The sequence below is a fragment of the Polynucleobacter sp. AP-Titi-500A-B4 genome (assembly GCF_018688095.1).
Classification (GTDB): Bacteria; Pseudomonadota; Gammaproteobacteria; order Burkholderiales; family Burkholderiaceae; genus Polynucleobacter.
In genome coordinates, this window is record NZ_CP061311.1 from 850,402 (window position 1) to 862,869 (window position 12,468).

The following is a 12,468-nucleotide window of genomic DNA, read 5'->3' on the forward strand; positions in this document are numbered from 1 at the left end:
AGATAAAGACTTTATGACTAAGAAGCAAATTGAACTGAGTGCTCAGGATATATCTGCAGTTGAGAAGCCTACTAACAGAGCTCGTCTAGTGAAAGCCCCAGAGCATTTCGTTTCTCAAGAATTAATCGCCGATATCAATGCCAACGGATTAGATGAAACGCGTCGCGGCTTCTTGCGTAAGGGTTTTTTATCGGCTATTGGTGGTGCGGCTGCTGGCTTGGCCGCTCCAATGGCTTTTGCAGCCGGTGAAGGTGACCCAGCAATTCTTGAGAAACAGGAGTGGCAAACTACATTGGGTAAAAACGTTGCCACCATGCCGTATGGTGTGCCATCAATCTATGAAGCCAATTTGATTCGTCGTGAATCTCCTGGTTTAACTCGTGTCTCAGCTGCTTCAGTTGCCTTCACACCATTGCAAGGTTTATTTGGAACGATTACTCCAAACGGTTTGCATTTCGAGCGTCACCACCAAGGTTGGTACAACCTCAACCCAGAGACCCATCGCTTGATGGTGAATGGCATGGTCAAGAATGCCCGTGTATTCACAATGAATGATTTGATGAGATTGCCCTCAGTTTCTCGTACACACTTTATTGAGTGTGGTGCCAATACTGGATTGGAGTGGGGCAACGTTGCAGTTCCAACTGTGCAATATACCCACGGCATGCTCTCTTGTTGCGAATTTACTGGCGTACCACTGAAGGTATTGCTAGATGAGTGCGGCGCCGATCTGAAAAAAGGTAAGTTCTTGCTTGCTGAAGGTGGTGATGGTTCTGGTATGACTCGTACGATCAATCTCGAGAGCTGTTTAGATGACACGATTGTTGCCTGGGCCATGAATGGCGAGATGTTGCGCCCTGAAAATGGCTTCCCATTGCGTCTTGTGGTGCCAGGTGTTCAAGGTGTTAGCTGGGTGAAGTGGTTGCGGCGTCTTGAGGTGGGGGATATGCCGTGGAACACCAAGGATGAAGCGGTTCACTATATTGAATTAATGCCAGATGGTATGCATCGTCAATATGCTTCGATTCAAGAATGTAAATCGGTCATTACTACACCTTCTGGTGGGCAGCAGCTACTGGATAAAGGTTTCTACAACGTGAGCGGCATGGCATGGTCGGGTCGCGGCAAGATTAAACGGGTTGATGTCTCCTTTGATGGCGGCAATAACTGGCGGACTGCACGGCTTGAGACTCCAGTGCTGACGAAGTCTATTACCCGTTTTAATATTGATTGGGTATGGGACGGGTCACCAGCAATATTGCAATCTAGAGCAGTAGATGACACTGGATACATTCAACCGTCAATTAAGATATTGCGAGATTTACGAGGTAACCGCTCGATTTATCACAACAATGCAATTCAGTCCTGGAAATTAGATGCAAACGGTGAGGTGAGCAATGTGCAAGTTGGATAAATTATTTGCTCGCCTAGCGCTTTTAGCCTTTGGGATATTTTCCGCCCATCTAGCGTTTGCACAAAGCACCCAGGGGTCTACTAAATTCCCAGGTATCGGCCGCAATGCCACACCTGCAGAGGTGATTGCTTGGGACATCGATGTACGACCTGATTTCAAAGGCCTACCAAAAGGATCTGGCTCTGTTGCGCAAGGCCAAGTAATCTGGGAATCTAAATGCGCTAGTTGTCACGGTGTCTTTGGTGAATCGAATGAGATATTTACTCCGATCGCTGGGGGAACAACTACTGATGACGTAAAGACCGGAAGAGTTGCTTCTTTGGCGGATCGTAAGCAACCTCAACGCACTACCTTAATGAAGGTCCCTACAGTTTCTACTTTGTGGGACTACATCTATCGCGCTATGCCTTGGAACGCACCAAGATCATTAACGGCGGATGATACTTATGCTCTAGTCGCATTTATCTTAAGTTTGGGTGAAATCGTTCCAGATGATTTTGTCTTGAGTAATGCCAATATCGCAGAAGTGCAGAAGAAGATGCCTAACCGCAATGGTATGACTCGCAACCATGGCTTCTGGAGCGTGAACGGCAAGCCAGACGTGAATGGTTCATCTTGCATGACTAATTGCGTGAAGTTTGTGCAGATTGGATCAACCCTCCCAGACTTCGCCAGAAATGCCCATGGCAATATTGCAGAGCAAAATCGCTTGTATGGACCATATCGCGGCTCAGATTCAACCAAGCCACCAATTGCTAAATTACCTGGATCATCTGGTGAAGGTCTGGCACATGCTGCTGATACCCATGCTGCTACTACAAAAGGCCCTGCAGCGCTGTTTAAGAATGAAAACTGTTCAGCATGTCATGCACCGAATGCCAAATTGGTTGGGCCGTCTATTGCCGATATTGCAGCGAAATATAAGGGGCAGAGTGGGGCTCAAGAAAAGCTCATGGCTAAGGTCAAAAATGGGGGTTCAGGGGTTTGGGGGGCGATTCCGATGCCGCCACAGGCACAGCTATCTGATGAGGATAGAGCGACTCTAGTGCGTTGGGTATTAACGGGACAGTAGATTTACAGAAGGTTTTTTGAAATACCACTATATTTGATACTACGAGTAGATTATTAAAGGAGTTTTTATGAATCAGCAGCGACGCAGTTTATTGAAATATTCAGCCGTTTTTGGCTTGATGGCTTCTGCGGGTCTTATTAGCGTAGCCCAAGCACAAGAGTGGAATAAAGCCGCTTTTGAGGGGAAGAGCCTTGATGAAGTATTTAAAGTCTTGGGTGCGGGTAGCCCAGACAAATCTGGCGCCGTCACTTTGAACGCCCCAGATATTGCGGAAAATGGTGCGGTAGTTCCAGTTGGCATTGTCACAACTCTCAAAGCAGAGCAAATGGCAATCTTGGTTGAGAAAAACCCAAGTGCATTAGCAGCGCAATTCTTTATTCCAGCCGGCACTGAACCATTTGTTACTACGCGTATCAAGATGGGTCAAACCTCTAATGTCTATGCTTTAGTAAAAGCGGATGGCAAATGGAGCATGGCTGTTAAAGAAGTGAAAGTGACTTTAGGTGGTTGCGGCGGTTAATAGCACGCAATCCCAATAAATACGATTAACGAATAACTAGATTAAAAGAGGAAAACATGGCTGATCCAATGCGCGTTAGAGCTGCTGAGAACGGTGGAATTGTGGATGTAAAAATTTTGATGAAACATGACATGGAATCAGGTCAGCGTAAAGATGCTGCCGGTAAAACCATTCCAGCATGGTTCATCAGCACAATTAATGTCAAAGCCAATGGTAAAGATGTCTTGAATGGTCAGTTTGGTCCAGCGGTTTCTAAGGATCCATTTTTGAACTTCAAATACAAGGGCGCTAAAGGTGACAAGATTGTGGTGAGCTGGGTAGATAGTAAGGGCGACAAACGTACTGACGAAGCAACAGCTTCTTAATGCGATTCATCTTCACCGTCTGAATGGTTTTGAAAGGGTAACAAATGCAGCGTAAATTCACCTTAGGCTTAGCCTCAGGATTATTGGCAACGATGTTGTCAATTTCATCTTCGTCTTATGCGCAAAATGCAACAGACGATATTGCAAAATATCGCGAGATGATTGCAGACGGAAACCCTTCCGAACTTTATGAGGCTGCAGGTGAAGAGCTTTGGAAAAAGCCAGCTGGCCCCAAAAATGCTACTCTTGAAAAGTGTGATTTAGGTCTAGGACCTGGCGTTGTGAAGGGTGCGGCAGCGCAGTTGCCACGCTACTTTAAAGACACCAACAAGGTTCAAGATCTGGAGTCCCGTTTGATGACCTGTATGCAGAAGCTACAAGGTCGTGACCCACAAGAAATGGTCGATGCACCATTTCAAAAAGGTCCAAAGAAAGATATGGAGGCGATTGTTGCTTATGTCGTGACTTTATCTAAGGGCGACAAGATTAAAGTGAGCACCAGTCATCCTAAAGAAAAAGAAATGTATGAGCTTGGTAAGCGTGCATTCTATTTCCAGGGTGGTCCAATGGATTTCTCCTGCGCCTCTTGTCACGGTGAAGATGGTAAGCGAATTCGCTTGCAAGATTTGCCTAACATCACGACTCAAAAGGGTGCAGCTATGGGTTGGGGTTATTGGCCAGCCTATCGCGTTTCCAGTGGACAGTTCTGGACAATGCAACAGCGTTTGAATGATTGCTATCGTCAGCAACGTTTCCCATTCCCAATTTATGGCTCTGATTTAACTGTAGCTTTGTCGATGTATATGGCAAAGAACGCCAATGGCGGCACAGTTGAAACCCCCGGTTTGAAGCGTTAATGGATAAGAGACAGAGAATATGAAAATGATGAACATGAAATCCCTCTTAGCCACCACTGTATTTGCTTTGGCTGCTGTTGCTATTCAAGCTCCCGTAAATGCTCAACAAGCGAATGATCCTAAGTTCAACAAAATGATGAAGGATGGTTTTAGAGCTGAAGGTATCGCCGGTCTTGACCGTATTGATCAAGATGCAACGCAAAAGTTTTGTTCCGATCCCGTGTTTGCAAATAGCAAGCAGGGTGAAAAGATGCGTGACAAGATTCAGAAAATGAATATGGACAGCATTAAGCAGCCTTCCGATGGCAAGTACATCGGCGATTGGAAGAAGGGTGAGGCGATTGCCCAAAGCGGTCGTGGCGCTACTTGGACTGATAAAGCAGATACCCCCGTTGGAGGCGGCTGCTACAACTGTCATCAGATTGATAAGAAAGAGATTTCTTATGGCACGATTGGGCCTACTTTGTGGAACTACGGCAAACTCCGTGGCTATTCTCCAGAGGTTGTGACTTATACCTGGAATCGTATTAATAATTCCAAGGCTTATAACGCATGTAGTAATATGCCGCGTTTCGCCCACTTCAAGCTTTTAAATGAACAGCAGATTCAGGATGTGATGGCATTGCTGCTCGATCCTGCCTCTCCAGTAAATCAGTAAATAAATACCAAAATAAAAAACAGGCCGACAGGCCTGTTTTTGTAAGGGGAATCTTATGTCTTTAAGTCGTCGCGATTTTTTGCAGGCCTTGGCGATTGCCTCTGCTGGCGGGATGAGTTTGCAATCCAATTTTGTAAATGCACAAGTTACTGCTCAAAAATTCTATGACTTGCCTAAATTTGGTAACGTACATTTTCTACATTTCACGGACTGCCATGCGCAATTGCTACCAATTTATTTTCGTGAGCCAAATGTTAATCTGGGTATTGGCACGCAAGAAGGCAAGACGCCACACTTGGTTGGCGAATATTTCTTAAAAGCGAATGGAATTGCACCCGGAACTCGCGATGCTCACGCGTTTACCTATTTGGATTACGTAGCTGCTGCACAAAACTACGGCAAGATGGGTGGCTTTGCCCATATGGCCACACTGATCAAGCAAATGAAAGCCAGTCGTCCTGGAGCGTTATTGCTCGATGGTGGCGATACTTGGCAAGGCTCTGGCACGGCGCTCTGGACTAATGGTCAAGACATGGTTGATGCCGCTCTTGCTTTAGGTGTTGATGTGATGACGCCTCACTGGGAGATGACGCTAGGTGAGAAGCGCGTGATGGAAATTGTGAATGGTGACTTCAAAGGCAAGGTCTCCTTTATTGCGCAAAACATTAAGACTGCAGACTTTGGTGACATGGTATTTAATCCATACGTCATGAAGGTACAGAACGGGATACAAGTGGCCATCATTGGCCAGGCTTTCCCTTACACACCAATTGCTAACCCTCGCTATTTCACTCCTGATTGGACCTTTGGTATTCAGGAAGAGAATATGCAAAAGACTATCGATGAGGTGAGATCAAAAGGGGCCAAGGTTGTGGTGCTTCTGTCTCACAATGGTATGGATGTGGATTTGAAGATGGCTTCCCGTGTTCGTGGTTTGGACGCAATCCTAGGTGGGCATACTCATGACGGCGTTCCTATTCCGGTTAAGGTAAAAAATGCTGGTGGTGTAACGCTTGTTACTAATGCAGGCTCCAATAGTAAGTTCCTTGGTGTACTCGATTTTGATGTGAAGGGCGGAAAGCCTGTTGATTTCCGCTACAAGTTGCTGCCGATCTTCTCGAATATGATTCCGGCTGACCCAACGATGAGCAAACTCATCACCAAAGTCAGGGCACCATATGAAGCGAAGTTAAATGAAAAGCTAGCTACCACTGAAGGACTGTTATATCGCCGTGGCAACTTTAATGGCAGCTTCGATCAGCTCATCTTGGATGGATTGATGGCGCAGAAGAATGCGGAGATTGCGTTCTCACCAGGTTTCCGCTGGGGAACTAGCCTGTTGCCGGGCCAAGCGATTACTCGCGAGAACTTGTTGGATCAAACTGCGATTACCTATCCATACACCACCGTCACCAACATGACTGGTGAGACCATCAAAACCATTTTAGAAGACGTTGCCGATAACTTATTTAACCCTGATCCTTATTACCAGCAGGGTGGCGACATGGTACGTGTAGGTGGAATGCAGTACACCATTGACCCAGCGCAAACTGCTGGTAAGCGCATCACCGATATGCGCTTGAATGGTAAGCCGATTGAGGCCAGCAAGACCTATAAGGTTGCAGGTTGGGCTCCAGTCAGCGAAGAGGCCAAAAATGCTGGTGGCGAAGCAATTTGGGATGTCATGGAACGACACCTGCGTGATGTCAAAGTCGTTAAAGCTGTTAAGCTCAATGAGCCGATCATTAAAGGTGTTGCGAATAATCCCGGCATGGCTCCAATCTAATTATATTCATCGAATATTCATATGAAAAAACTACTTTCCTTTCTTACTGCTCTGGCCCTTACTTTAGGGTTCTGCTCAACTGCTTTAGCTCAACCTACGGGCAATACCAAAGTGGTCTATCACATCGATGATGCTGAAGCCCAAGGCTTGAAAGGTTTACGCAATATTCGCAATCATTTAGATGTTTCCCCACAGACGACCATTATTGTGGTGACGCATGCCAATGGTGTTGACTTGTTGATGGAGGGTGCTAAAGATAAAAAGAATGGTACAGAATATGCCCCACTAGTTGGCGCATTGAAATCGCGAGGCGTCAAATTTGAAGTTTGCGAAATTACTTTGAAAAATCGTAACTTGAAAAAAGACCAATTCACATTGGATGCGGACTTCACGCCTTCAGGTGTGGTGCGCGTTGCTGATCTTCAATACAAAGATGGCTTTGCTTACATCAAGCCATAAGCATGATGAATAGCTTGACTAGCTATATTCGATTTGCAAGTTATTTGATAGGGATCCTCATGGGATCCCTCGTCTTTAGTGGTATCGCTTGCGCACAAGCTGCCAAGACAGGAGATATCATTGCGCTGAAGCCGATTCAGGTGGCGCCCCATACTTATTTTGTGCAAGGTTTTGCTGAGATGGGTAGTGGCACCAATCAGAACTTTATTTCTAATGCGGGATTTGTGGTGACCCCAGGTGGCGTAGTGGTAGTGGATGCATTGGGTTCGCCTATCTTGGCGCAAAAGTTGATTACCGAGATTAAGAAAGTGACCAATCAAAAGGTAGTTGCACTGATTGTGAGTCACTACCATGCTGATCATGTTTATGGTTTGCAAGAGTTTAAAAAGATTGGCGTAAAAATATATGCACAGGGTGAGGGTAGAAACTATCTTTCTTCTGAGACTGCTAAGCAACGCTTGATCGCTTCTAGGATGGACTTTGCACCATGGGTCAATGAGAACACCAAGTTAATTGCCGCAGATATTTGGATTGATCAGAAGGCAAAACTCAATATTGGTGGAATAGAGTTTTTCATCAGTCGGGTTGGTCCTGCGCATGCCCCTGAAGATTTGATGGTTTACGTGCCCTCAGAAAAAGTCCTCTTTGCTGGGGATCTCGTCTTTCGGGGGCGCATTCCCTTTGTTGGCAATGCGGATAGCAAGGGTTGGTTAATTGCTCTAGATGAAATTGAACGAATCAATCCGACTATTGTGATTCCGGGTCATGGTGGATATTCAGTGAAGCCGGTTGAGGATATTGCCTTCACAAGGAACTACCTCAAGTATCTACGTCAATCCATGACGGAAGCCGCCCTGAATCTCGACTCTTTTGAGGATGCCTACAAGCAAGCTGATTGGTCTGAATACGAAGGAATGCCTTTGTTTAGAGCGGCCAACCGCATGAATGCCTATAACGTTTATCTGTCGATCCAGGCGGAATAGGGCAATTTTGGCCATTGGGCCTTAAAATAGAGGATTAATGCTAAATCCTTGATTTGTAATGAAAATGATTTTTATTCGAAACCTTTCAGTCGTGATTCTGAGTGCACTCGTTTCTGCACCAGTCTTGTCCGCACCTGATTTGGCAAACGGTAAAAGCATTGATCAACAAAAATGCTATGCCTGCCATGCTAAAAAAACGGGTTTTGGTAATGGCGACATGATTTATACGCGTAGCGATAGCAAGGTGAAGTCAATGGCCAACTTGAAGAAGATGGTGGGTCTGTGTAATACCGAACTTCGCTTAGATCTTTTTCCAGAGGATGAGGCTGACGTTGCTGCCTATCTCAATCAACAGTTTTATAAATTTAAACCTTAATTTTTTATATAGTCGCTATGGATGTTGTAGATATTAATTCTTTAAGTAGGTCAGTCCTTTGGGCGACTTTTGCTATTACATTTGCTCTCGGTGCAATTATGCAAAAGACTGGGTTTTGCAGCATGGGTGCTGTTTCTGATGCATTCATCATGTCCAGTTGGGATCGTCTAAGACAGTGGTTCTTAGCGATTGGCGTTTCTATTTTGGGCTTTACTTTGTTATCTCATTTGGGCTTGATTGATTCACTGAAGAGTTTTTATACCGGCAATAAGTTCTTATGGCTCTCGACGATTGTGGGTAGCACGCTATTTGGTTTCGGAATGGTTTTAGCGTCCGGTTGCGGAAGCAAGACTTTAGTTCGCATCGGCGGAGGCAACTTGAAGTCCGTGATTGTCTTTATGGTGCTGGGTTTGACTGCCTATATGACCATGCGTGGTTTTTTGGGTGTTGTGCGTATCAATACTCTGGATACCGTGTTTATTGCATTTAATAGTCCACAAGATTTGCCTAGCCTGCTCAGCGGTCCTTTGGGTATGGCTCGCGCGAATCTACATCTTGCCTTGGGCCTCTTGATTGGCTTTGCATTTATTGCTTATGCCTTGTCCAGCAAAGCATTTTGGACGGCTAATAATCTGTTTGCAGGTATTGCAGTTGGGGTAGCAATTTGTGCAGTCTGGTGGGTATCTGGCAGCTTAGGATTTGTGGCGGAAGATCCAAATACGCTTGAAGAGGTATTTTTGGTAACAAACTCTGGCCGTATGGAAAGCTTATCTTTTGTTGCGCCTTATGCCTATTCTCTAGATTGGCTCATGATGTATAGCGATACCTCAAAAGTACTCACTGTAGGTATCGTTGCTGTGATTGGCATGATTCTGGGTTCATTCATCGTTTCAATCGTGACAAAAACATTCCGCTGGGAATCATTTCGCAATACTGAAGATACCGCCAACCATTTAGTAGGAGCAAGCTTGATGGGCTTTGGTGGTGTTACCGCTTTAGGTTGCACAGTAGGTCAGGGTTTAAGTGGTATTTCAACTCTAGCCCTTGGTTCCTTATTGGCGCTCCCAGGTTTCATATTTGGCGCCTATTTGGCTCTGCGTTATTTAAAAATGCGCCTTGCCCCAAATCCTTGTAGCTAAAACGAACTCACTAAATAAAACCCATGCAAATCGATTGGCTCACATTTACCCCCATTCCATCCTTGCTGGGTGGCATGATTTTAGGGATCGCAGCCGCACTGTATGTTTTGCTCCACGGTCGCATACTCGGTATTAGTGGAATCATCTCTGGCCTGCTCCATCCCAAACAGGACGATCGCGCTTGGCGTATTGCGCTTGTTTTGGGCTTACTTACTGCTCCTGTATTGGCAGCTTTGTTTTTTGAAATTCGACCCATCGTTGAAGTAGATGCCGATTGGATTGCAATTATCATCGCAGGATTATTGGTTGGTTTTGGCTCTCAATATGGCTCTGGCTGTACTAGCGGCCACGGAATTTGCGGTCTCTCTCGTCTATCACCACGCTCTTTGGTGGCTACGCTCTCATTCATGGGAGCTGGTTTCCTGGTGGTGTTTGTTCTTCGCCATGTGATCGGAGGCTAAGATGAAAAAGCACTTCGGTTTATTGAGTCAGTATTTGATCGGCGTTCTCTTTGGCTGGGGTCTGATTATTTCCGGCATGAGTAATCCCCAGAAAATCTTGGGATTTTTAGATTTGGCAGGATCGTGGGATCCCTCTCTGATGTTTGTCATGGCCGGTGCAGTCTTGGTGGGTCTTGCTGGCTTTTATGTCGTTAGCAAGCGAACCGAAGCTTTTTTTGGTGGTGCACTGCATATTCCTAAGAGAAGAGACATTACCAAACCGCTGATCATTGGCAGCCTGATCTTTGGTGCTGGCTGGGGAATAGCAGGCTTTTGTCCTGGTCCAGCCTTGGTGGCCTTAGGTGCTGGACATGTCAAGGCGTTGGTATTCGCAATCGCTATGTTGGCAGGCATGGAAATTTGCGATCGCTTCTTTAGTGCCCATAGAAAGATAGTCTAGGACGGTCTAATAGCGCCTGATTTAGAATGAATCCTATTCTTAGTGATTAATTCTTAATTGAAGAGGGTGTAATGAGTCTTCCTATTACTTGTCATAACGATCAATTCGGTACTCTCGGTCAGATCGATTCGAGTCATTTAGCTGAAATTGCCAAGCAAGGCTATAAAAGCGTTATCAACAATCGCCCTGATGGGGAAGGCGGCCCTGATCAACCAACCAATGCCAGCATACAAGCTGAAGCAGAAAAGTTAGGATTGAATTACGCCTATTTACCTGTAGTACCAAGCGCAATCACTGTTGATCAAGTACGAGAGATGGCGCGCTTATTAAAAACAATGCCGGGACCTGTTCTGGCTTTCTGTAGATCAGGCGCACGCTCAACCAATTTGTACCAGCTTGCATTGCAAGTGAAATAAAGCCAAAGCAAGCAATCACCATGCGCATTGTTATTCCAGAGGAACGTAAGCTCGTTCATGAAATGGTCATGCCAATTCGTTGGGGCGATATGGATACCTATGGGCATGTGAATAACACCGTGTACTTTCGGTATATGGAGCAGGCGCGGGTTGAGTGGATTACCTCTTTAGGCTATCAAGTAGCACCAGGGCGAGAGTCCATGTTGATGATGAATGGCTTTTGCAACTTCTACAAGCAACTCTCTTATCCAGGTGAGCTCATCTTAAAAACCTCTATTGGTGCGATTGGCAGAACCAGTATGGATGTCTATACCAGTATGGCTTTAACTACCGCGCCTGATGAAGAGGCTGCAATTGGCGGTGCTACGATGGTTTGGGTAGACCTCAATACCAATAAATCAGCCCCTTGGCCAGAAGATATTCTGCGGAAGATTAGCTAACGCTGCGATATGCAACCTAGCAATCCGCATATCTTAAGGTTGGATCAATTTCTGACTGAGCTAGATCGCTTTGATCTCATCATCGATGTTAGATCGCCGGCAGAATTTGCTCTCGATCATATTCCCGGAGCTGTAAATTACCCCGTCCTGAATAATGAAGAGCGCGCTCAAATAGGTACTTTGTATAAACAAGTATCGCCATTCGCGGCAAAGAAATTAGGTGCGGCATTAGTCTCTCGCAATATTGCCAATCATCTTGAAAATCATTTATTGGAACTCCCGCGTGAGTGGAGACCATTGATTTATTGTTGGCGTGGTGGTGAGCGAAGTGGGGCATTTACCCATATTCTCAACCGTATTGGCTGGAAAGCGATGCAGCTAGAGGGTGGCTACCAAGGATTTAGGCGCACTGTCATTGACGGCTTAGAGGGGGCTGCAAAGCAATTTTCGTTTCAAGTGATTTGCGGCATGACCGGCAGTGGCAAGACTCGAGTGCTGCAAGAAGCGCAGAACTATGGCGCTCAGATTTTGGACCTTGAAGCCTTAGCCATTCATCGTGGATCCGTGTTGGGCAATGAGCCAAACATCGAGCAGCCCTCGCAAAAAGGTTTTGAGACTGAGCTTTGGAATGCGCTGCGCTCCTTGGATCCTTCCAAGCCTGTACTCGTTGAGTCTGAGAGCAAGAAAGTAGGTGGCGTACACATACCTGATGCCCTGATGGAAAAGATTCGCAATGGGGCTTGTATTGAATTACGCTCGAGCACACAAACACGGGTGTCGTGGCTCATCCGTGAATACCATCATTTTTTGAGCGATACCGACAACTTTAAGCACAAACTTTCTTTGCTAACAGCGCATTATGGAAAAGTGCAAATCGCTAAATGGAATGAGGCGATTGATGCAGGGCAGTTTCCGGAATTGGTAGAGGAGTTGTTGGTCAAGCACTATGACCCATCCTATCAATCCTCCATTGTGCGCAATTTTCCTCAATACAAGATTGAGAACTTTGTGCAGCTAGAGAATGATAGTGACGAGGCCTTTGCTAAAGCCGCAAAGGCCATCGTGGCAAAGCAAAAAGTCTAG

Annotated in this window: 16 protein-coding genes; all 16 read left to right on the forward strand. The window is 45.8% G+C overall.

Features of this window, described 5'->3' with window-relative positions; translation table 11 throughout:
- Positions 1–13: 13 nt before the first annotated feature.
- The 16 genes from soxC to mnmH all read left to right on the forward strand — a co-directional run bounded on the left by soxC (position 14) and on the right by mnmH (position 12,468).
- Positions 14–1,414, forward strand: a complete 1,401-nt coding sequence (gene soxC / locus FD968_RS04420) for a sulfite dehydrogenase (RefSeq protein WP_215367572.1) — start codon at positions 14–16, stop codon at positions 1,412–1,414.
- The gene (locus FD968_RS04425; protein ID WP_215367574.1) at positions 1,398–2,486 is read left to right on the forward strand and encodes a c-type cytochrome; all 1,089 of its coding nucleotides are present in this window, start codon (positions 1,398–1,400) and stop codon (positions 2,484–2,486) included. The genes soxC and FD968_RS04425 overlap by 17 nt, the downstream gene beginning before the upstream one ends.
- A 67-nt stretch (positions 2,487–2,553) precedes the next feature.
- Complete coding sequence (gene soxY, locus FD968_RS04430; RefSeq protein WP_215367576.1) at positions 2,554–3,006, forward strand: thiosulfate oxidation carrier protein SoxY; 453 nt, start codon at positions 2,554–2,556, stop codon at positions 3,004–3,006.
- Positions 3,007–3,062: 56 nt separating this feature from the next.
- On the forward strand, positions 3,063–3,371 hold the full coding sequence (gene soxZ, locus FD968_RS04435; RefSeq protein ID WP_087909856.1) for a thiosulfate oxidation carrier complex protein SoxZ: 309 nt from the start codon (positions 3,063–3,065) through the stop codon (positions 3,369–3,371).
- Positions 3,372–3,415: 44 nt separating this feature from the next.
- Positions 3,416–4,228 (forward strand): sulfur oxidation c-type cytochrome SoxA, encoded by an 813-nt coding sequence (gene soxA / locus FD968_RS04440; protein WP_215367578.1) that lies wholly within the window; start codon positions 3,416–3,418, stop codon positions 4,226–4,228.
- Positions 4,229–4,262: 34 nt separating this feature from the next.
- Positions 4,263–4,886 carry a sulfur oxidation c-type cytochrome SoxX gene (gene soxX, locus FD968_RS04445; RefSeq protein WP_251367639.1) on the forward strand — a complete coding sequence of 208 codons (624 nt, stop codon included), beginning with the start codon at positions 4,263–4,265 and terminating at the stop codon, positions 4,884–4,886.
- 55 nt (positions 4,887–4,941) lie between these two features.
- Positions 4,942–6,672: a thiosulfohydrolase SoxB gene (soxB, locus tag FD968_RS04450; RefSeq protein ID WP_215367582.1), complete on the forward strand. Its 1,731-nt coding sequence runs from the start codon at positions 4,942–4,944 to the stop codon at positions 6,670–6,672.
- 21 nt (positions 6,673–6,693) lie between these two features.
- Positions 6,694–7,131, forward strand: coding sequence for a DsrE family protein (locus tag FD968_RS04455; RefSeq protein WP_215367584.1), 438 nt, complete (start codon positions 6,694–6,696; stop codon positions 7,129–7,131).
- Between the two features lie 59 nt (positions 7,132–7,190).
- Positions 7,191–8,114, forward strand: coding sequence for an MBL fold metallo-hydrolase (locus FD968_RS04460; protein ID WP_251367640.1), 924 nt, complete (start codon positions 7,191–7,193; stop codon positions 8,112–8,114).
- Between the two features lie 58 nt (positions 8,115–8,172).
- Complete coding sequence (locus tag FD968_RS04465) at positions 8,173–8,490, forward strand: hypothetical protein (RefSeq protein ID WP_251367641.1); 318 nt, start codon at positions 8,173–8,175, stop codon at positions 8,488–8,490.
- 17 nt (positions 8,491–8,507) lie between these two features.
- Positions 8,508–9,629, forward strand: a complete 1,122-nt coding sequence (locus FD968_RS04470; protein WP_215367586.1) for a YeeE/YedE family protein — start codon at positions 8,508–8,510, stop codon at positions 9,627–9,629.
- Positions 9,630–9,652: 23 nt separating this feature from the next.
- Positions 9,653–10,090 carry a YeeE/YedE family protein gene (locus tag FD968_RS04475; protein ID WP_215367588.1) on the forward strand — a complete coding sequence of 146 codons (438 nt, stop codon included), beginning with the start codon at positions 9,653–9,655 and terminating at the stop codon, positions 10,088–10,090.
- 1 nt (position 10,091) lies between these two features.
- Positions 10,092–10,529 carry a YeeE/YedE family protein gene (locus FD968_RS04480; protein WP_215367590.1) on the forward strand — a complete coding sequence of 146 codons (438 nt, stop codon included), beginning with the start codon at positions 10,092–10,094 and terminating at the stop codon, positions 10,527–10,529.
- A gap of 71 nt (positions 10,530–10,600) precedes the next feature.
- Positions 10,601–10,945 (forward strand): TIGR01244 family sulfur transferase, encoded by a 345-nt coding sequence (locus FD968_RS04485; protein ID WP_215367592.1) that lies wholly within the window; start codon positions 10,601–10,603, stop codon positions 10,943–10,945.
- Between the two features lie 20 nt (positions 10,946–10,965).
- Entirely contained in the window at positions 10,966–11,385 is a 420-nt protein-coding gene (locus FD968_RS04490; protein WP_215367594.1) for a thioesterase family protein, read from the forward strand.
- Between the two features lie 9 nt (positions 11,386–11,394).
- Positions 11,395–12,468, forward strand: a complete 1,074-nt coding sequence (gene mnmH / locus FD968_RS04495) for a tRNA 2-selenouridine(34) synthase MnmH (protein ID WP_215367596.1) — start codon at positions 11,395–11,397, stop codon at positions 12,466–12,468.

Excerpts from the sequence above, each read along its gene's own strand:
- FD968_RS04480 (WP_215367590.1), top strand. The coding sequence starts at position 10,092 with ATGAAAAAGCACTTCGGTTTATTGAGTCAGTATTTGATCGGCGTTCTC.
- FD968_RS04475 (WP_215367588.1), top strand. The coding sequence starts at position 9,653 with ATGCAAATCGATTGGCTCACATTTACCCCCATTCCATCCTTGCTGGGT.
- FD968_RS04460 (WP_251367640.1), top strand. The coding sequence starts at position 7,191 with ATGGGATCCCTCGTCTTTAGTGGTATCGCTTGCGCACAAGCTGCCAAG.
- soxA (WP_215367578.1), top strand. The coding sequence starts at position 3,416 with ATGCAGCGTAAATTCACCTTAGGCTTAGCCTCAGGATTATTGGCAACG.
- FD968_RS04485 (WP_215367592.1), top strand. The coding sequence starts at position 10,601 with ATGAGTCTTCCTATTACTTGTCATAACGATCAATTCGGTACTCTCGGT.
- soxZ (WP_087909856.1), top strand. The coding sequence starts at position 3,063 with ATGGCTGATCCAATGCGCGTTAGAGCTGCTGAGAACGGTGGAATTGTG.
- FD968_RS04470 (WP_215367586.1), top strand. The coding sequence starts at position 8,508 with ATGGATGTTGTAGATATTAATTCTTTAAGTAGGTCAGTCCTTTGGGCG.
- FD968_RS04425 (WP_215367574.1), top strand. The coding sequence starts at position 1,398 with ATGTGCAAGTTGGATAAATTATTTGCTCGCCTAGCGCTTTTAGCCTTT.
- soxX (WP_251367639.1), top strand. The coding sequence starts at position 4,263 with ATGAAATCCCTCTTAGCCACCACTGTATTTGCTTTGGCTGCTGTTGCT.
- soxC (WP_215367572.1), top strand. The coding sequence starts at position 14 with ATGACTAAGAAGCAAATTGAACTGAGTGCTCAGGATATATCTGCAGTT.
- soxB (WP_215367582.1), top strand. The coding sequence starts at position 4,942 with ATGTCTTTAAGTCGTCGCGATTTTTTGCAGGCCTTGGCGATTGCCTCT.
- FD968_RS04455 (WP_215367584.1), top strand. The coding sequence starts at position 6,694 with ATGAAAAAACTACTTTCCTTTCTTACTGCTCTGGCCCTTACTTTAGGG.
- FD968_RS04490 (WP_215367594.1), top strand. The coding sequence starts at position 10,966 with ATGCGCATTGTTATTCCAGAGGAACGTAAGCTCGTTCATGAAATGGTC.
- soxY (WP_215367576.1), top strand. The coding sequence starts at position 2,554 with ATGAATCAGCAGCGACGCAGTTTATTGAAATATTCAGCCGTTTTTGGC.
- mnmH (WP_215367596.1), top strand. The coding sequence starts at position 11,395 with ATGCAACCTAGCAATCCGCATATCTTAAGGTTGGATCAATTTCTGACT.
- FD968_RS04465 (WP_251367641.1), top strand. The coding sequence starts at position 8,173 with ATGAAAATGATTTTTATTCGAAACCTTTCAGTCGTGATTCTGAGTGCA.